General features: G+C 61.4%; 16 protein-coding genes and 1 pseudogene. 15 read left to right on the top strand and 2 right to left on the bottom strand.

Annotated elements, in window-relative coordinates:
- The first annotated feature begins 27 nt into the window (after positions 1-27).
- The 7 genes from urtA (at position 28) to AC5ZG5_RS19030 (ending at position 6,834) form a co-directional block, all read left to right on the top strand.
- A complete protein-coding gene (urtA, locus tag AC5ZG5_RS19000) occupies positions 28-1,290 on the top strand; it encodes an urea ABC transporter substrate-binding protein (RefSeq protein WP_130222335.1) in 1,263 nt (420 codons plus the stop codon).
- Positions 1,291-1,410: 120 nt separating this feature from the next.
- Positions 1,411-2,337 (top strand): urea ABC transporter permease subunit UrtB, encoded by a 927-nt coding sequence (urtB, locus tag AC5ZG5_RS19005; protein ID WP_028163082.1) that lies wholly within the window; start codon positions 1,411-1,413, stop codon positions 2,335-2,337.
- Positions 2,338-2,356: 19 nt separating this feature from the next.
- The gene (gene urtC, locus AC5ZG5_RS19010) at positions 2,357-3,496 is read left to right on the top strand and encodes an urea ABC transporter permease subunit UrtC (RefSeq protein ID WP_456643501.1); all 1,140 of its coding nucleotides are present in this window, start codon (positions 2,357-2,359) and stop codon (positions 3,494-3,496) included.
- Between the two features lie 9 nt (positions 3,497-3,505).
- A complete protein-coding gene (gene urtD, locus AC5ZG5_RS19015) occupies positions 3,506-4,261 on the top strand; it encodes an urea ABC transporter ATP-binding protein UrtD (protein ID WP_130222341.1) in 756 nt (251 codons plus the stop codon).
- Positions 4,262-4,458: 197 nt separating this feature from the next.
- Positions 4,459-5,148 (top strand): urea ABC transporter ATP-binding subunit UrtE, encoded by a 690-nt coding sequence (gene urtE, locus AC5ZG5_RS19020; protein ID WP_028163085.1) that lies wholly within the window; start codon positions 4,459-4,461, stop codon positions 5,146-5,148.
- A 28-nt stretch (positions 5,149-5,176) separates the two neighbouring features.
- Entirely contained in the window at positions 5,177-6,406 is a 1,230-nt protein-coding gene (fmdA, locus tag AC5ZG5_RS19025; protein WP_130222345.1) for a formamidase, read from the top strand.
- 86 nt (positions 6,407-6,492) lie between these two features.
- Positions 6,493-6,834 (top strand): FmdB family zinc ribbon protein, encoded by a 342-nt coding sequence (locus AC5ZG5_RS19030; RefSeq protein ID WP_028163087.1) that lies wholly within the window; start codon positions 6,493-6,495, stop codon positions 6,832-6,834.
- Between the two features lie 7 nt (positions 6,835-6,841).
- Here the strand turns inward: AC5ZG5_RS19030 and AC5ZG5_RS19035 are convergent, their stop codons facing one another.
- A complete protein-coding gene (locus AC5ZG5_RS19035) occupies positions 6,842-7,444 on the bottom strand; it encodes a phasin family protein (protein ID WP_456643500.1) in 603 nt (200 codons plus the stop codon).
- A 329-nt stretch (positions 7,445-7,773) separates the two neighbouring features.
- Between AC5ZG5_RS19035 and AC5ZG5_RS19040 the strand changes: the two genes are divergently transcribed.
- From AC5ZG5_RS19040 to AC5ZG5_RS19050, 3 genes and pseudogenes are all read left to right on the top strand, one after another.
- A complete protein-coding gene (locus AC5ZG5_RS19040) occupies positions 7,774-8,034 on the top strand; it encodes a hypothetical protein (RefSeq protein ID WP_456643526.1) in 261 nt (86 codons plus the stop codon).
- A 184-nt stretch (positions 8,035-8,218) separates the two neighbouring features.
- A complete protein-coding gene (locus AC5ZG5_RS19045; protein ID WP_130222351.1) occupies positions 8,219-9,289 on the top strand; it encodes a glycoside hydrolase family 88/105 protein in 1,071 nt (356 codons plus the stop codon).
- An 89-nt stretch (positions 9,290-9,378) separates the two neighbouring features.
- A pseudogene (locus tag AC5ZG5_RS19050) lies at positions 9,379-9,543 on the top strand (PfkB family carbohydrate kinase); the annotation flags it as partial.
- A gap of 347 nt (positions 9,544-9,890) precedes the next feature.
- Here the strand turns inward: AC5ZG5_RS19050 and AC5ZG5_RS19055 are convergent.
- Positions 9,891-10,949 carry a LysR family transcriptional regulator gene (locus AC5ZG5_RS19055; RefSeq protein WP_456643525.1) on the bottom strand — a complete coding sequence of 353 codons (1,059 nt, stop codon included), beginning with the start codon at positions 10,947-10,949 and terminating at the stop codon, positions 9,891-9,893.
- A gap of 191 nt (positions 10,950-11,140) precedes the next feature.
- Between AC5ZG5_RS19055 and purU the strand changes: the two genes are divergently transcribed.
- The 5 genes from purU (at position 11,141) to AC5ZG5_RS19080 (ending at position 19,006) form a co-directional block, all read left to right on the top strand.
- Positions 11,141-12,013, top strand: coding sequence for a formyltetrahydrofolate deformylase (purU, locus tag AC5ZG5_RS19060; RefSeq protein ID WP_456643499.1), 873 nt, complete (start codon positions 11,141-11,143; stop codon positions 12,011-12,013).
- 19 nt (positions 12,014-12,032) lie between these two features.
- Positions 12,033-13,313 (top strand): aminomethyltransferase family protein, encoded by a 1,281-nt coding sequence (locus AC5ZG5_RS19065; RefSeq protein ID WP_456643498.1) that lies wholly within the window; start codon positions 12,033-12,035, stop codon positions 13,311-13,313.
- Positions 13,314-13,322: 9 nt separating this feature from the next.
- Positions 13,323-14,231: a bifunctional 5,10-methylenetetrahydrofolate dehydrogenase/5,10-methenyltetrahydrofolate cyclohydrolase gene (locus tag AC5ZG5_RS19070; RefSeq protein ID WP_456643497.1), complete on the top strand. Its 909-nt coding sequence runs from the start codon at positions 13,323-13,325 to the stop codon at positions 14,229-14,231.
- A gap of 102 nt (positions 14,232-14,333) precedes the next feature.
- Positions 14,334-15,689: an MFS transporter gene (locus tag AC5ZG5_RS19075; protein ID WP_456643496.1), complete on the top strand. Its 1,356-nt coding sequence runs from the start codon at positions 14,334-14,336 to the stop codon at positions 15,687-15,689.
- A 1,112-nt stretch (positions 15,690-16,801) separates the two neighbouring features.
- Positions 16,802-19,006, top strand: coding sequence for a TonB-dependent receptor (locus AC5ZG5_RS19080; protein ID WP_456643495.1), 2,205 nt, complete (start codon positions 16,802-16,804; stop codon positions 19,004-19,006).

Here is a 19,006-nt window from a genome sequence, read left to right on the forward strand (position 1 = left end):
GCGCGTTCTCGAACCACTGGGGTGCTCATGTCAGACGAAAAGAAACCGGGCCTGAAGTCGCCGCTTCGGCGCAAGCTACTGATGGGAATGGCGGCGCTGCCGGCCATCTCGATGCTTCCGCGCGCCTCGTTCGCAGAGGGTCCGGCAACGTCCGCGGTCAATACCACTGGCCTTGCCGTCACCGATAGCGAAGTGACCGTCGGCATCCTGCACTCCGTCACCGGCACCATGGCGATCTCGGAGACCGGATCGGTCGAAGCGGAAAAACTGGCAATCGAGCAGATCAATGCCGCCGGGGGCGTGCTCGGCCGCAAGATCAAGTTCATCCAGGAGGACGGCGCCAGCGACTGGCCGACCTTCGCCGAGAAGGCGAAGAAGCTCCTCGTCAACGACAAATGCGCCGCCGTGATGGGCTGCTGGACCTCGGCCTCGCGCAAGGCGGTGCTGCCGGTGTTCGAGCAGTATAATGGCATGCTCTACTACCCGACCTTCTATGAAGGCCTCGAGCAGTCCAAGAACGTGATCTACACCGGCCAGGAAGCTACCCAGCAGATCATCGCGGGCCTCGACTGGGTCAACAAGACCAAGGGCGCCAAGACGTTCTATCTGCTCGGCTCCGACTACATCTGGCCGCGCACCTCCAACAAGATCGCGCGCAAGCACATCGAAGGCCATTTGCAGGGCGCCAAGGTGGTCGGCGAGGAATACTTCCCGCTCGGCCACACTCAGTTCAACTCGGTCATCAACAAGATCAAATTGACCAAGCCGGACGTGATCTACGCCATCATCGTCGGCGGCTCCAACGTCGCTTTCTACAAGCAGCTCAAAGCGGCCGGCATCGACCTCTCCAAGCAGACGCTGCTGACGATATCGGTGACCGAAGACGAGATCGACGGCATCGGCGGTGAAAACATCGCAGGCGCCTATGCCTGCATGAAGTATTTCCAGTCGCTCGACAATCCCAACAACAAGGCCTTCGTCTCTGCCTTCAAGAAGATGTGGGGCGAGAAAACGGTGATCGGTGACGTCACCCAGGCTGCCTATCTCGGCCCGTGGTTGTGGAAGCTGACGGTGGAGAAGGCCGGCAGCTTCGACATCGACAAGGTCGCGGCGGCCTCGCCGGGCGTCGAGTTCAAGGGCGCGCCGGAAGGCTATGTCCGTATCCACGAGAACCATCACCTCTGGTCGAAGACGCGCGTCGGCCGCGCCAAGGCGGACGGCCAGTATGAATTGATCTACGAGACCGCCGATCTCGTCGAGCCCGACCCGTTCCCGAAGGGCTATCAGTGAGAACGCGCCTCGGCTGAGCGCTTCTCTCAACTCGCAAGCGGCGTGGGCCGGTCGGCCCACGCGATCGCCAACGCACGCGCCAAGCGCGGGCGCAGGCCTGACCCATGCAGAGGACGGATCATGTTCGGTGACTATTCGCTCAGCGATCTCGGCGCCATCTTCGCGATGCAAGGCTTTGCCGGACTGATCCTGTTCTCGGTCTACGTGCTGATGGCGCTGGGGCTCGCCATCATCTTCGGCCAGATGGGCGTCATCAACATGGCCCATGGCGAGTTCATGATCCTCGGCGCCTACGTCACCTGGATGACGTCGAGCGCCTTCCAGCAATATCTGCCCGCGCTGTTTCCCGGCTATTTCTTCGTCGCGATGTCATTGGCGTTCGTCGCCTCAGGGGCGCTCGGCATGCTCGTCGAATGGGCGCTGATACGCCATCTCTACAAGCGCCCGCTGGATACGCTGCTTGCGACCTGGGGTCTGAGCCTGATCCTGCAGCAGGCCTATCGCTCGGTGTTCGGCGCCCGCGAGGTCGGCGTCGAACTGCCGGAGTGGATGATGGGTTCCTGGCAGGCGACCGACGCGATCCAGATTCCGATCAACGGCATGTTCGTGATGGGGCTGACCGTCCTGATCACCATCGTGGTCGCCTATGTGCTGTTCTGGTCGCGTTGGGGACGTCAGGTCCGCGCCGTCGTGCAGAACCGCGTGATGGCCGGCGCCGTCGGCATCAACACCGAGAAGGTCGACCGCTACACTTTTGGCCTCGGCTGCGGCATCGCCGGCATCGCGGGCTCGGCCTTCACCATGATCGGCTCCACGGGACCGACCGCCGGCCAGCTCTACATCGTCGACACTTTCCTCGTCGTCGTGTTCGGCGGAGCGGCCTCGCTGGTCGGCACCATCGCGTCCGCCTTCACCATCTCGCAGGCGCAGTCGACCATGGAGTTCTTCCTGTCGGGCTCGATGGCGAAGGTGCTCACCCTGTTGGCGATCGTCGCGATCCTGATGATGCGGCCGCAGGGACTGTTTGCACTCAAGGTCCGCAAATAAGAACAAGCAGGCTCAGGTCATGATCATCAACTCGCGCTTTTTCAATCGCTCCGAGCTGATCGGCTTCGTCGCGCTCGCGCTACTCCTCTTCGTCATCCTGCCGCTGTCGCTGGATATCTTCCGTCTCAACCTGGTCGCTAAATATCTCACCTACGCCTTCGTCGGAATTGGCCTCGTGCTGTGCTGGGGCTATGGCGGCATTTTGAGCCTGGGGCAGGGCGTGTTCTTCGGCCTCGGTGGCTACTGCATGGCGATGTACCTGAAGCTCGAGGCCTCCAGCGTCGAGAACACCAAGATCCAGTCGACACAGGGCATTCCCGATTTCATGGATTGGAATCAGCTCACGCAGCTCCCCTTCTTCTGGAAGCCGTTCCACAGCTTCCCGATCACGCTGATCGCGATCATCCTGGTACCCGGCATCTTTGCCTTCATCATCGGCGCGGCGATGTTCAAGCGGCGCGTCGGCGGCGTCTATTTCGCGATCATCACCCAGGCGATCGCCGCGATCATGACCATCCTGATCGTCGGACAGCAGGGCTACACCGGCGGCATCAACGGCATCACCGACCTGCGCACCTTACACGGCTGGGACATTCGCACCGACCATGCCAAGTTCATCCTCTACTTCATCGAGGTCGTGCTGCTGTTCGCCTGCATCATAGCCGCACAGTTCATCCGCCTGACGAAGCTTGGCCGCATCCTGGTGGCGATGCGCGAGCAAGAGGACCGCGTCCGCTTCTCCGGCTACAGCGTCGCCAATTTCAAGATCTTTGCCTTCTGCGCCGCCGCGATCTTCGCCGCGATCGGCGGCGCGATGTTCACGCTCGAAGTCGGTTTCATGTCGCCGTCTTTCGTCGGCATCGTGCCGTCGATCGAGATGGTGATCTACACCGCCGTTGGAGGCCGGATGTCGATCTTCGGCGCGGTCTGGGGTTCGCTGCTGGTGAACTTTGCCAAGACCAGCCTGTCGGAATCCTTCCCGCAGCTCTGGCTGTTTGGCCTCGGCGCGTTGTTCATCGCAGTGGTGCTGGCGTTCCCGAACGGGCTCTCAGGCATCTGGCAGGACTATGTCCAGCGGCATATCGACCGCCTGCTGGCCTCGCGGAAATCAAAACCCGGCAACGGCTTCCCAGTCGCCGACGGCGCACCGGCGGAGTGAGGAGTGGTCATGCTCATCGGTCATCAGCCCAAGGATTTCCTGCTCGCTGTCTCCGGGCTCACCGTTTCCTTCGACGGCTTCAAGGCAGTCAACGATCTCTCCTTCTATGTCGAGGACAACGAGATCCGCGTCATCATCGGCCCCAACGGGGCCGGCAAGACCACCGTGCTCGACCTGATTTGCGGCAAGACCAAAGCCACGTCAGGCTCGATCCAGTTTCGCGGCAAGGAGCTGACGAAACTGCGCGAGAACGAGATCGTGCAGGCCGGCGTCGGCCGCAAGTTCCAGACGCCGTCGGTGTTCGAGGACCTCACCGTGTTCGAGAACCTCGAAATCTCCTTCCCGCGCGGCCGCACCGTCTTCGGCTCGCTCACCTTCCAGCGCGACGCCACCGTGAAACAGCGCGTCGAGGAAGTCGCCGAGATGATCTTCCTGAAGGACCGCCTCGACACCTACGCCGACGAGTTGAGTCACGGCCAGAAGCAATGGCTGGAGATCGGCATGCTGCTGATCCAGGATCCGGACCTCCTGATGCTGGACGAGCCTGTCGCCGGCATGAGCGTATCCGAGCGCGCCAAGACCGCCGAACTGCTCAACCGCATCATCAAGGGCCGCTCCGTGCTCGTCATCGAGCACGACATGAAGTTCGTCGAGGACATCGCCCACAAGGTCACCGTGCTGCACCAGGGACAGATCCTGTCCGAGGGAACGATGGAGCACGTCAAGAACGATCCGAAGGTCATCGAAGTCTATCTCGGACATTGAGCATGACGTTTCGCATAGCCGCCGCCACGCGCACCGTCGACCTCTCCCCAGCGGGGAGAGGTCGGATCGCATCGAAAGATGCGATCCGGGTGAGGGGGCTCGCGCTCTCGTGGGACCTGATTCCCTCACCCGGCGCTACGCGCCGACCTCTCCCTACGGGAGAGGTGAAGAAAAGCATCCGGCTCTAGGAGGCGATCATGCTGGCAATCTCCGATCTTCACGTTGCGTACGGCCAGAGCGAGGTGCTGCACGGCCTCAACGTCTCGGTCGCGCCCAACGAGATCGTGGCGATCATGGGCCGTAACGGCATGGGCAAGACCACGCTGATGAAGTCGCTGATGGGCATTCTGCCGGCCAAGAGCGGTTCGGTGACCATGGACGGCACCGAGCTCAACAAGCTCGAAAGCTATGAGCGGGTGGCGAAGGGGCTTGCCTATGTCCCGCAGGGCCGCATGATCTTCTCCACCATGACGGTGAAGGAGAACATCGAGACCGGCCTCGTCGTGCACGGTGAGTCCGAGGTGCCAGGCGACATCTACGAGCTGTTCCCGGTGCTGCTCGAGATGAAGAACCGCCGCGGCGGCAATCTGTCCGGCGGTCAGCAGCAGCAGCTCGCGATCGCCCGCGCGCTCGCCACCAAGCCGAAAGTGCTGCTGCTGGACGAGCCGACTGAAGGCATCCAGCCCTCGATCATCAAGGAGATGGCGCGCACCCTAAAGCGCATCCGCGACGAGCGTGGCCTCTCGATCGTCGTCTCCGAGCAGGTGCTGAGCTTTGCCCTCGACATCGCCGACCGCGTGCTGGTGATCGAGAACGGCGAAATCGTCCGTGACGATCCGCGCGATGCAGTCGATGCCGTCCAGATCTCGAAATATCTGTCCGTTTAACCAAGGCAAGTAAGAAGGGGAGCTTTTAATGCCAGAGACACTCATCAAGGTCGATCTCACCAAATCGGCTTACGACAACGACATGGTGCATAACCGCTGGCACCCGGACATTCCGATCGTGGCATGGGTTAATCCCGGCGATGACTTCATCATCGAGACCTATGACTGGACCGGCGGCTTCATCAAGAACAACGATTCCGCCGACGACGTGCGCGACATCGATCTCTCGATCGTGCACTTCCTGTCCGGTCCGATCGGCGTCAAGGGCGCCGAGCCCGGCGACCTCCTGGTGGTCGATCTGCTCGACGTCGGCCCGCTGAAGGAGAGCCTGTGGGGCTTCAACGGCTTCTTCTCCAAGCAGAACGGCGGCGGCTTCCTCACCGATCATTTCCCGCTGGCGCAGAAATCGATCTGGGACATCAAGGGTCTCTACACCTCCTCGCGCCACGTGCCCGGCGTCAATTTCGCCGGCCTGATCCATCCCGGCCTGATCGGCTGCCTGCCGGACCCGAAGATGCTCGCGACCTGGAACGCGCGCGAGGCCGAGTTGATCGCGACCAACCCGACCCGCGTGCCCGGACTCGCCAATCCGCCGTTTGGTCCGACCGCGCATGGCGGCCGTGCCAAGGGCGACGTGAAGGCCAAGATCGGCGCGGAAGGTGCACGCACCGTGCCGCCACGCGAACATGGCGGCAATTGCGACATCAAGGACCTCTCGCGCGGCTCGAAGATCTACTTCCCGGTCTATGTGCCCGGCGGCGGCCTCTCGATGGGTGACCTGCACTTCAGCCAGGGAGACGGTGAGATCACCTTCTGCGGCGCGATCGAGATGGCCGGCTGGCTGCACATCAAGGTCGAAATCATCAAGGACGGCGTCGCGAAGTACGGCATCAAGAACCCGATCTTCAAGCCGTCGCCGATCACGCCGAACTACAAGGACTTCCTGATCTTCGAAGGCATCTCGGTCGACGAGGCCGGCAAACAGCATTACCTCGATGTCCACATCGCCTATCGCCAGGCCTGCCTCAACGCGATCGAGTATCTGAAGAAGTTCGGCTACTCCGGCGCGCAGGCCTATTCGATCCTCGGCACTGCGCCGTGCCAGGGCCATATCTCAGGCGTGGTCGATGTGCCCAATGCCTGCGCCACGCTGTGGCTGCCGACGGAGATCTTCGATTTCGACGTGATGCCGTCGTCGGCCGGTCCGATCAAGCACATCACGGGCGACATCCAGATGCCGATCTCGCCGGACAAGTAGCTCCCTGCACGATGGATGCGGGACGACGCGTATTTGCCGCCCCGCATCCGCCGCGCAACGTCAGTCCGACCGCGCAAGGAAACAAAATGCCCGTCTACGAATATCTCTGCAACGAGTGCGGCCCGTTCAAGGACATGCGGCCGATGTCCGAATGCGACCTGCCGCAAGACTGCCCGCAATGCGAAGCGGAATCGCCGCGCGTCATCCTGACCGCCCCGAGCTTCTTCTGCATGCCCTCCGATAAGCGCAAGGCCCACGCCACCAATGAGCGCAGCGCGCACGCGCCGAAGACGCTCGACCAGTACAAGGCCTCACACGGCCCCGGCTGCGGCTGCTGCTCCGGCAAGAAGCCGGCGCGCTTGGTGACCAAGAGCAAGACCGGCGCCAAGGGCTTTCCGACCGCGCGCCCCTGGATGATCAGCCATTAGAACTTTGTTAGTGGCGCGTTGCGCGCAGCTCCAGTGTGGTTTGGGTGATCCTGGCGACGAACCCTTCGAAGCCCAAGACTCTCTGCCTGGCCAATTCGCCGTGGAGTTTGCTGATTTTCTGCGACTCGGCGATGAAAGTCTCGAAAGCCTGCTTCGCGAATTCCGTCTGAAGTTCGAACACCTTGTCGAGCGAGCGGACGGCCGCGAGCTTCTCCAGGAAGGACAAGGTCTGGTTCAGCGATTTCCTGGTGTAGTCGCTGTAGGCATCGGCGATCGTTGCAACGCTGACGGCGACGGGCTCGGCCGCTACGGTGGGGAGGGCGTGGACGGTATCAGTCGCGGAAGCCTCAACCGAAGCGCTTTCGATCGACGCGACCGGTGCGCTGATCGGCTCGCTGAACTGGACCTCCTCGCTGATCTGCTCAGCTTCATTGATTTGTTCACTGATTTGTTCCTGGGCGTCCTCCAGTTGGACCGCCACAGGCGCCCGCTCGGGAATTTGTCGTGCGCGGGCTTCCTTGCTCGGCTCGACCTTCTTGCGCTGCTGTCCTGTCTTCCCCTTGCGCTGGCTGGATTTTCCGACCGGTTTATTCCCATCCGCACTCAACATTGGAATCGCTCCGGATCTCAAATATCAACTAAGCTGCAAGCCTCCGCCATCTTTGCGCTGGATTCGCGGTTGGGCTTTGTTCTTCGCGTGGCAGTCATGTGGTGACATTTGGAAGGAGGAGCGCCAGCGGCCATCTTGTGCCCATTTCCGGCCGCGTTGGGGCACCGGAACGTTTGTTCTCTTAAGCACGGCGCATATACTGGGTAGCCACCGCGGCGCCGCCATCGGGGCCCAATGGAGGTCGCGCGAGTTCTCCGTGGGTCAATGGTCCAGTAGGGGAGTTGGTAATGCGGAGATTGAGGGGGCGGCGAAGGTTCAATTCTTTGACGATGCTGGCGGTTGAGGCCAATCATGTGATTGCGCTGCGGCTGATGAAGCTGATGTTGGGTGGCAGCGGGGCCCGGCGCGAAGCCGAACGTATGATTAGCGAAAAGATCGATGCGGCCGTCGAAGCCGGCACAAGGTTGATGTCTGGAGCTTCGGGAGATGAAATAGTTCGTCGGTATCGACGGCGCGTCGCAGCGAATGCGAAGCGGCTCACCAAATCGAACTTGGGTCCCCTAAAACGAACACGGCGCCGACGAAAGTAATCGGCGCCGACCAGTCGTCGCCATGCGCGTCTCGTAGCGCAAACCGGATTTTCGCAAGCCGTCCCACTGCTGCAAAGGGCTAAAAGCGATGTTACTGTTACGATAGCGCTGTGCCGTCGCGCCGCGGTACGATCCGCCGATGGGCCGATGATAGTCAGTAGTTAGGAACGTCAGGAGCGGGAGCATGAAGGCAGTTGCACTGATGGCCATCCTGCTCACTGCTTCAGTTGCGCCGGAAACCGTGCGCACTACCGCCCAGCAAGTCGCGAGCTGGCAAATGTCGCACTTTCATGAAGTACCCCAGGCGGCTGAGACAGATTGGACACGCGCCGCCTTCTATATCGGTCTCGCAAGATGGGCCGCGACACCAGGTCAGATGAAGTACTTCGACGTGATCCGAGAGCTTGGAGAGCGCACCGATTGGCAGATCGGCAACAGCGACTGGGCGCCCCCGATCTACCTTGCGGACGATCATGCCATCGGGCAGGTCTACATTGCCGCCTATGATCATTTCGGCGATCGACGCATGATCGAGCCGACCGTGCAGCGGCTGGAATACATCCTGCAGCACCCGCCACAGGTCTCGCTCGAATTCGACAACGCAAAGTGCCTGCAGCGATGGTGCTGGTCTGACGCCATCTTCATGGGGCCGGCGACCTGGTTCGGCATTGCGCGCATCCAGAAGGACCAGCGCTTCCGTGACTATGCCGACAGGGAATTCTGGGCCACGAAAGACTTCCTATTCGATAGCCAGGAGCGCCTGTTCTACCGCGACAGCCGCTTCATCGGGAAAACTGGCGCGCATGGCGAAAAGATATTCTGGGGCCGAGGTAACGGCTGGGTACTCGCTGGGCTTGCCAACATCCTACGAGAGCTTCGTCCCGGCGACCCGCTACGCGAGAAATACGTCAACCTGTTCGTCGAGATCGCAGATCGCGTAGCGAGCCTGCAGCGCCCGGATGGCTTCTGGTCCACGTCGTTGCTCGCTCCGCCCGAGGTCGGCACTCCGGAGTCCAGTTGCACTGGATTGCTGACCTACGGCCTGGCCGCCGGGGTGCGGATGGGATTTCTTGACGCAAGGCGGTTTAGTCCAGTGATTGAACAAGGCTGGCGGGCTCTGGCATCGGCGACGGTCAACGGCCGGCTCGGCCGTGTGCAGCAGATTGGCGACAGGCCGGACGCCGTTCAGATCGCGGACACCCAGCTCTACGGGTCTGGCGCGCTCTTGTTGGCTGCATCTGAACTGGTCCACTGACATCTACTTTCCTCCGCCGGTGCGGCGGGTCCAGATTCCAATTTGAGTGGCGCTCGGCATGTCATCGATCGGCTGTTCCCGCCCGCGACTGGCGTGAGAGCGGCCGCCTGCATCGGCAGGCCGCCTTTGCCGTCGACGTCGTCGACACCACCGGCGCGGGCGACGTCTTTCACGGCGCCTATGCGCTTGCGATCGGCGTCGGCCTTGATGTGCGCGAGGCCATGGCGTTTTCGGCAGCGACGGCTGCGCTGAAAGGATGGCCTCGCCGTGCGCGAGCGTCTCAACGATCTGACGACGGCCAAGGGAACCCCGTGGAAGGCTCGCTTTCCGGTGTTCACCGACATCAAGCAAGAGGGCGACTTCGCGCGCGCCTACTGAGACTACGCACAGTCCGGTCTTGATCGCGAGATCCGAGACCTGACATCGGTCGAGCTGTCCTCATCTAGAGCATGATCCGGAAAAGTGGACACCGGTTCTCCGAAAAAGATCATGCTCATACAAAGAGCTAGAGCGGGATGACGATTCGAAGAAAAGTCATCGCGCTCTAACGGCGCACGGCCAGACTGAGGGATCGGCTGTCATTCACGATAGCGTTCGTAGATCACCGACGCAGCGACGTCCCTTCGGACACTGACCGCCCCGCGATAGCGGGCTCCGCGGCCTTGGCACGGGACTTGGCATAATCGGCCGACATGGCCAGCGCGGGATCGCGGTGACGCAACTCCTCGGCCACGATCGATTGAAGCCAGCGGACGGCAGGTTCGTTGTCCATCCGGCGGTGCCAGTGCTGCTTCAATTGGATCAGAGGTATGGAGACCGGCGGCGGCAGAAGCTTGAGACCCGCGTCTGCGTACCAGGCCCCGAGCGAGAACGGTACGGTGGAGATCATGTCGCTCGTCGCGATCAATTGCGGCACGCTCATGAAATGCGGCAAGTGTAGGACGACCCGGCGCTGCAACTTGAGTTCTCGGACCCGCCTTTCGAATATCTCCTGACTGCGCCCCTGCTGGTTCACGACGATATGGTCCGCCGTGAGAAACTGCTCAAGCGACAGGGTGTCACCGATCGTCGGATGGTCCTTTCGAACAATGCAGGTGAAGGGGTGATCGAAGAGGTCTTCGGTCACAATATTCGGGCCGACGAGGTCCGGAAAGTAGCCTATCGCCAGATCGATCTCGCCGTTTTCGAGCGCGTCCTCCAGCTGTTCGTGGGACGTCGGTACGCATCGCAGGCCCGCTCCGGGAGCCATCATGCGTATGCGTTGGAGGATCGGCGGGATGAAGATCAGAACGCCGATATCCGAGGTCGTGACCGTGAATACGCGGTCACTCTCTTCCGGTACGAAGCGTGGCTTGCGCAGTATCTGCTCGTCGACCGTCGAGAGCACTGTTCGCACCGCTTCGGCGATCGATTCCGCAAATGGCGTCGGCCGCATTCCGCGCCCTGTCGACAGAAATAAAGGATCGCCAAAGAAGTCCCGTAGCTTTCGCAGGCCAGCGCTGGCCATCGGCTGGCTCATTCCAAGCTGACGAGAGACCGCCGACAGGTTCTGGGCGCGGAAGAGCCCGTCGAGCAGGAGAAGCAAGTTCAGATCGAGCCGTCTGATATCCATAATGCTGATAGCTTGTATTGGATAATACCGGATTTTCAATGGCGGCATTCTGCGCAATGGTGCTTCTGTAACGTCCCGTAGAGGCGACTTTGGGAGTGAAATCAGAGGCGTAGCCCCCCGGGAGGCTCAGGCCTCTCAGCCACACTTTCTCGGTCCACCTCTCATTCTTCAAACATCCGCTCACCTTACGTCGGTGCCGCTGGAATCGATCGCCCGTGGCTGCGAGGAATCGCCCGCTTATGCACGCTGAAACTGCATCGAATACGCAATACATCCTCACCCTGTCGTGTCGCGACGTGCCGGGAATCGTGGCCGATGTCTCGCGCTGCCTGTTTGAAAACGGCGGCAATATCGTCGAGGCCGCGCAGGTCGACGAGACCGTAAGCGAAAGCTTCTTCATGAGGATCGGTGTCACTCTCTCAGAAGGGGGCGCGAAGGCGGCGCGGCGCGGAATCGAGGCGATCGCCCGGAAATTCGGAATGGAATGGAAGCTCCGGTCCCAAGCCGAACGCAAGAAGGTCCTGCTGTTCGTCTCCAAATTCGATCACTGTCTTGGCGATCTCTTGTACCGCCATCGGCTCGGCGAGCTCGACATGGACATCGTCGGGATTGTCTCGAACCATCCGCGCTCGGCGCTCACCGTCAGCCTGGTGGGCGATATTCCGTTCCATCACCTTCCGGTCACGAAGGAAACGAAGATGGATCAAGAAGCGCAGATCAAGGCGCTTGTCGAGGAGACGAAAGCCGATCTCGTCGTCCTTGCGCGCTACATGCAGATCCTCTCCGACGATCTTGCGCGCCATCTCCATGGCCGCTGCATCAATATTCATCACAGCTTTCTGCCGGGCTTCAAGGGAGCCAGGCCTTATCATCAGGCGCACGCGCGCGGCGTGAAGCTCATCGGGGCGACCGCGCACTTCGCAACGAGCGATCTCGACGAGGGTCCGATCATCGAACAGGACGTCGAACGAGTCAGCCACCGCGACACGCCGGAAGATCTGATCCGCAAGGGGCGCGACATCGAGCGCCGGGTCCTCTCGCGCGCGGTCCATCTCTTCCTCGAGGACCGCATCATCATCAACGGCGAACGGACCATTGTCTTCGCCAACTGAGCAGAACGGAGAATCATCAATGCTCACACCCAAGGGCATGCGCAGGACGCCCGAAGGCTACTTCACCTCGCGTTGGGGCCTTCCCGAATATACCGACTGGATCGACGAGAGCATGTCCTGGAAGGAAACCTGCGCGCTCGGCGACTGGTCGTTCCTCTGGGAGCGGCGCTTCAAGGGACCCGATGCGCTGAAGCTGTTCTCGGACACCTCCGTCAACAGCTTCCAGAAGTTCGACATACGGCAGTCGAAACACGTCGTCCATACCACCAAACAGGGAAAGGTCATTGCGGAGGGAATCCTCACGCGCCTGTCCGACGACGAATTCATGCTGTTCGGGCGCGGCACGTTCTGGGTCGACTACGTGCGTCGCCACGGCGACTACAATGTCATATCCGCAGCCGACGACTGGTTCAATTTCCAGGTCCAAGGGCCGACGTCCGTGGCGCTGCTTGAGAAGGTCTCGAAGCAGTCGCTGAGGGACGTGAAGTTCATGCATTCGGGCGAGATCGAGATCGCCGGCTGCAAGATGCTCGCGCTGCGACAGGGTATGTCGGGCGAGATCGGTTTCGAACTGCAAGGCCCCATGGAGCAGGCTGCGGCTGTCTACGACGCTATTGTCGCCGCCGGCCAGGAGTTCGGCCTCCGCCGCATTGGCGGCCGGGCGATCTTCATCAACCACCTCGAAGCGTGCTTCCCGACGATCGTAACTGACTACATGCCTGCGATCTTCGATGAGGACATGAAGGACTATCAGGACGAATTCCGCGCAGCGATGCCGGGCTTCGCGTCCACGTTCAACATCGCCGGCAGCTTCCAGTCCGATGACATCCGGGCTTGGTACCGAAGCCCGGTCGAACTCGGCTGGGGCAAGAACATCAAGTTCGACCACGAATTCATCGGGCGCGCGGCGCTCGAGGAAGAAGTCGCCAATCCGCGGCGCGTGATCCGCACCTTGGTCTGGAACGGAGACGACGTGGCTGATGTCCACGCCTCGCTCTTCCAGAAGGAGCAGGAGCCCTACCAGTACATGGAAATGCCCCGCGACCAGCGCGGATTCATGTATGCCGACCGCGTGCTGGGCGGCAGCAAGGACGTCGGCGTGACCACGTCGCGGGGATACAGCTACTTCTTCCGCGAGATGCTGTCACTGTGCACCATCGACGTCGATCATTCCGAGATCGGCACCGAAGTCGTCGTGGTCTGGGGCGAACCCGGACGTCGGCAGAAGCACATTCGCGCGAAGGTGGCTCCGGCGCCCTACAAGAAGGACAACCGGCGCTCCGACCTTTCCAAGGTCTGAACCGCAACCATGACCGCGCGCATCATCGACGGAAAGGCGCTCGCTGCCGAGGTTCAGAAGCAGGTGGCCGAGGGCGTGGCCGCTCTCGTCGGTGGCGGTGTGGCAGTCCCGGAGCTGGCCGTCGTGCTGATCGGCGACGATCCTGCCAGCCACGTCTACGTCTCGAACAAGGTGCGGCAGACCGAAGCCGTCGGCATGCGGTCACGTCGGTTCGCGCTCGATGCGAACACGACAGAGCGACGGCTTCTGGATCTGATCGAGGAGTTAAACCGGGACCCGGCGGTGAATGGCATATTGGTCCAGTTTCCGCTGCCGCCCCACATCGATACGGCGCGCGTTGTGACCGCCATCCGTCCAGACAAGGATGTCGACGGATTCAATCCGTTGAACGTGGGACGGACTGCGGCCGGCATGCAAGGAGCCTTGGTTCCCTGCACACCTCTCGGCGTGATGCGTCTGATCAAGTCGGTGCACGACGACATTGCGGGGCTCGGAGCACTCGTTGTGGGCGCGTCGAACGTTGTCGGCCGTCCGATGGCGCGGCTGCTGTTGCAGGAACTGTGCACGGTCTCCATTGCGCACTTCCGCACGACCGACCTCGAGCGGCGATGCAGGGAAGCGGACATCCTCGTGGTCGCGACCGGCGTTCCTGGTCTGGTCCGGGGTCAGTTCATTAAGCCGGGTGCGACAGTCATCGACGTCGGCATCACCCGCATCAAGTCTGAGACAGGCGCCGAAAGGCTCGTCGGCGACGTCGCCTTCGACGAGGCGATCGACGTCGCCGGCGCGATCACGCCCGTGCCCGGTGGCGTCGGGCCGATGACCATCGCCTGTCTGCTCGCCAACACTTTGAGCGCTGCCCAAATGGAAGCCGCCCGATCGCAGGCGGCGGGAATCGACAGGATGACCGCCGTCTGACCGGAGCCTCTGGCGAGAGCAGCAAGGGCTTGCGAAGCCCGCGTCGCGTGGCTTCCAGGAAGAAAAATTCGAAGATCCATAACAAAAGGGGGGAGAAAGAACGTGACGACACAGGTCTTGGAAACGACAAAGCAGCCAGTCATCGACATCGGATCACTGGCCGAGGAGGGGGCGTGGAATACCTCGCGAAAGCAGGTGCTGCTCCTGTGTGCGCTCGCCATCATTCTCGATGGTCTGGACAATCAGATTCTCGGATTCGCCATACCATCGATGATCAAGGACTGGAGCGTCACGCGAGGCGATTTCGCGCCGGCCCTCGCGCTTGGCTTCGTCGGCATGACGATCGGCACGCCGATTGGAGGCATCGTCGGAGATTGGCTTGGACGCAAGGTGGCTCTCATCGCGTCGGTCTTTCTGTTCGGTGCGGCAACTCTGGCAATCGCCGCCGCACCTGGCGTGGGTGAAGTCAGCCTGTGCCGTTTTCTGGCGGGCCTCGGGCTCGGCGGCGCGCTTCCGGCTGCGACGGCCCTGATCGCCGAATTCACCCCTAAGCGAAACCGCAGCCTGTCCGTGATGTTGGGGATCGTCTGCATTCCGGTCGGCGGTATGATCGGCGGCCTGCTCGCCGCCCAGCTCCAGCCCGAGTACGGCTGGCGCATGTTGTTCGTGGTTAGCGGCGTATTGCCGATGATCGTCGCAGTGATCCTTGTGTTCGCGCTACCTGAATCTCCGCAGTACCTGTTGGCGCGGGGCGTCGATACGAAGAAGGTGGCGAAATCGGTACGGATTCTCGACAAGACTGCTGCGGCGTCCAGCGTCTTCGTCGATCGGCGCGATGTCGGGGGCGAACGCGCATCGGTCACCGCGCTGTTCATTGCTGCCCTCCGTCGCACGACGACGGCGCTTTGGATCGCATTCTTCTTCTGCCTGTTGCCGGTTTACGTCCTTTATGCGTGGGCTCCCACTCTCCTGACCGGCAAGGGCTTTGACGTGCAGACGGCGAGCTTCGGCCTGGCGCTGTTCAACTTCGGCGGCGTCGGTGGTTGCATCGTCACCGGGTGGGCGATCGGCCGATACGGTTCGCGGGTAGCGATCCTGACGGTCGCTGGTGCGGCGACCGTCGGCGCGGCGATCCTGGCATCGATACCGCTGTCGACCGAAACCCAACCATTGCTGATGGCACTTCTATTTATCGAAGGCTTCTGTCTGCTCGGCGCGCAGGGCTCGCTGTACGCGCTGGCCGCCTACGTGTACCCGACGAACGTTCGATCGACCGGCGTTGGTGCTGCGGCCGGCTTCGGTCGAGCGGGGGCTATCGTCAGCGCATATGTCGGCACCTTCGCCCTGAATTTCGGTGCAACCATGTTCTTCGCCGTCATCGCCGGGTGTGTGGCCATTACGTTCGTGGCGGTGGCGATCATCGACATCCATCAGCCCGCGCTGCGGGCCGAACCGTAGCGATCTCGCGTCTGAAGGAGCCATCGAGAAGCGAGTATCGACCGCCGCCGGGCTCACCAAGGTCGACAGCGGTCGACGCGCGACCGGTCTTCGCGCTAACTCGTGAGGAGCTGCGAATCAACGGCAAGTACCCGCGAGTATCCATTTAGTGTGGCCCATTGCGGAAGAAAACATGACGTCTGGCGGCTTCACGATCGGCTCGATCCGGGCGATTCTGCTATCGCTATCCTTTGGCGACGCCGGTGGTGATGTCGTTCGCCAAGATGTTGAACCGTCCGGCCGTCTTCATTTGCGCAATCGATGAAGACGGCGTCCAGGGGAGAGGGAGGCCTGGTCGAACTTTCCCGCACCCGGCGCCGGGCATCGCGCCCGGCTCGTCAATGAGGTGCTCGCGCCCGCGATCGTCGGACGCAAATTCGAGAGCCTGCGCAAGCCTTCGAAATGCGCCGATCTTCAGCCTCGTCCATTTAGCGGTAGTGGTCTGGGCTACGGATTCGCAAGCGCGCCGATAAGATCAATGAATACGCACAGGTCCTGGGAATTGAGGCGACGGCGCTTGACGCGCAACAGTCAGTCCATGACGAGGTCTAAAGCGTTCCTGAAGAAGCGAGGCCTATTGCGTTACAGCTTCCAGGAAAAGCATGGCTCTCTGGCGAAAGCACTCTCGTCTATCTTTCCCGTCAACTTCAACAGCACTGACTTAGAATCTTCCAAAGTACCTTTGGAATACTTCCAAACATAGTGTCGCTGACTCGAGTCGATCGATGATCGAGACATTCTAAGTCGCACCGCACGCATTTGCGTTGCAGTCACGATAGCGTCTCTCTAAAGAGGCGGTGCAGATCGCCAACAATCCGAAGTTGCACATGAGGACGTAGGCAACCAACCCGGAACGCGCGTTTGCGGGGGAGCTGATTCACCGGTCGTAAGTGTCGGCCGAGCTCGGACGCAGAGAGCGGATTTTCGATCCATGGTCGTTGAAGCCCGGTCGTGGAGCCATTTCACGTTGGGCGATGTGCTGTTTGATGAGGGGCTTTCTGGAAATGCGACGTGCAGGTGAGGTTGGGGCGGTAGTTCGCTTTGGTGCGACACTGCTAGGTGGAGTGGCGTTGATGGCGTGGTTCGAATCGCCCGCTCAATCCCAAACACCGCAAGGCGGCAACTCCCTTCCTCCCATTACTGTCGATGCTCCGACGCAACGGTCGGTCCGCAGCGCGCCGACCAAACGAAATGCCGCCCGGGTCCGATCAACTTCACGGCGCCCCACGGCGCCTAGCGCCCCGCAAACCGAAACCGCTGTCGTGCAATCGCAGCCGGGTGTCGTGCCCGCCTTTGCGGGCGGCCAGGTCGCTCAAGGCGGGCGGCTGGGACTGCTCGGAAACGCCGACACAATGAAGGCGCCGTTCAATCTGACGAGCTACACGGACAAATTCATCCGGGATCAGCAGGCGGCGACGGTTGCGGATGCCTTGATCCTGGATCCTTCCGTGCGCAGTTCCCACCCAACGGGAGGTACGGTCGATTCCTTCAACATTCGCGGCTTCCCAATTAACGAAGGCAATAGCGGTGAGTTCGCCTTCGAGGGCCTTTACGGGATCGCGCCGAACTACCGCATATTCACGGATTACATCGAACGCATCGAAGTGCTCAAGGGTCCCTCAGCTGCGCTCTCAGGGATCGCACCCAACGGCGGCGTCGGCGGCGTCATCAATGTTGTGCCTAAGCGTGCGGGAGAGGACTTGACGCGCTTCACCGCGGGTTACGGTTCGGCCGCACGGTTCGGCGGTCACTGGGATATTGCGAGGCGCTACGGCGACAGCAAGGAATGGGGCGTGCGCACCACCGGCAGCCTGCGCGACGGCGACACGCCCATTGACCGCCAGTCCGAAACGACGGGCGTCGGATCGCTGGCCCTCGACTATCAGGGCGAGCGCTTCAGGTCCTGGCTCTATCTCATCGCCCAGACCGATCGGTTCGACGCGCCGTCACGTCCTTTCCTCATGGCTCCCGGCCTACAAGTGCCGAACGCGCCGGACGGTCGGCTGAACGTGACGCAACCTTGGGAATGGTCGCGTATCAACGATCAGTCTGCCTTGTTGCGCACCGAATACGATGTAACCGATCAGGTGACGTTGTTCGCTGACGTCGGCGGATCGCGGACCGATGTCAAGCGATTCTTCGGTCTTCCGACGATCATCAATACGAGCGGCGACACGACTTCGACGCCCCAATTCTTCGGGCTTAGCGTTGATCGATACACATATGATGGCGGCGTCCGCGCCCGCTTCGATACCGGCTTCGTCCACCATGCGGTCGCCTTCCAGGCCTCCCTCTATCATGACGCGTTGAACCGGCGGCTCACCAATGGCAGTCTGGTCGCGTCGAACATCTACAATCCGACCGTGGCGCCAACTCAGTTCGCAAACGAGATCAGCGGGCGCCCCCCGCTCTCGGACAGTGAACTCACGGGGCTCTCGATTGCTGACACCTTATCTGTGCTGAATGAGCGTGTCCTGTTGACTTTGGGTGTCCGGCGCCAGGGCATCGAAGCGAACAACTATCTTTCCAATGTCGGAACACTGACGTCGTCCTACGACAAGAGCGCGACCACTCCCGTGGTCGGCCTCGTCGTCCGTCCCTGGGACAACGTCTCTCTGTACGCGAACTACATCGAAGGTCTAAGCCGGGGCGATGTTGCGCCGCAGACCGCTTCCAACTTCGGCGAAGTGCTCCCGCCCTACATCGCCAAGCAGTACGAGGCCGGCGTCAAGGTGGATTTCGGCCGGCTTGCAACCACCTTCAGCGCTTTCCAGATATCGAAGGCGAGCGGCGAGCTGTCCGCCGGGCGCTTCGCGGCGACCGCCGAACAGCAAGTCCGTGGGCTCGAGTTCAACGTCTACGGTGAACTCATGCCCGAGATTCGTGTCCTCGGAGGCTTCTCGCTGCTGGATGGCACCCTGACGAAGACCGCCCTCGCGGCAAACGTGGGCAACACGCCAATCGGCGTTCCGAACGTGCAGGCCAATATTGGAGCCGAGTGGGATCTCCCGTGGGTGACCGGGCTCACTTTGAATGGGGCAGTCATCTACACGGGCAAGCAGTTCGTCGATACAGCGAACAAGCAGCCGATCCCGGATTGGACGCGTCTCGATCTCGGTGCCCGCTATACGACGGCGATCAACGGCAGGAGGACGGTTTTCCGCGCGAACGTTCAGAATGTGACCGGTACGAATTACTGGTCGAGCGTAGCCTCATTCGGAACGTTCTTCCTGGGAGCACCGCGCACGTATCTCCTGTCGATGACCGTGGACATGTAA

Source organism: Bradyrhizobium sp. Ses1, from assembly GCF_059512365.1.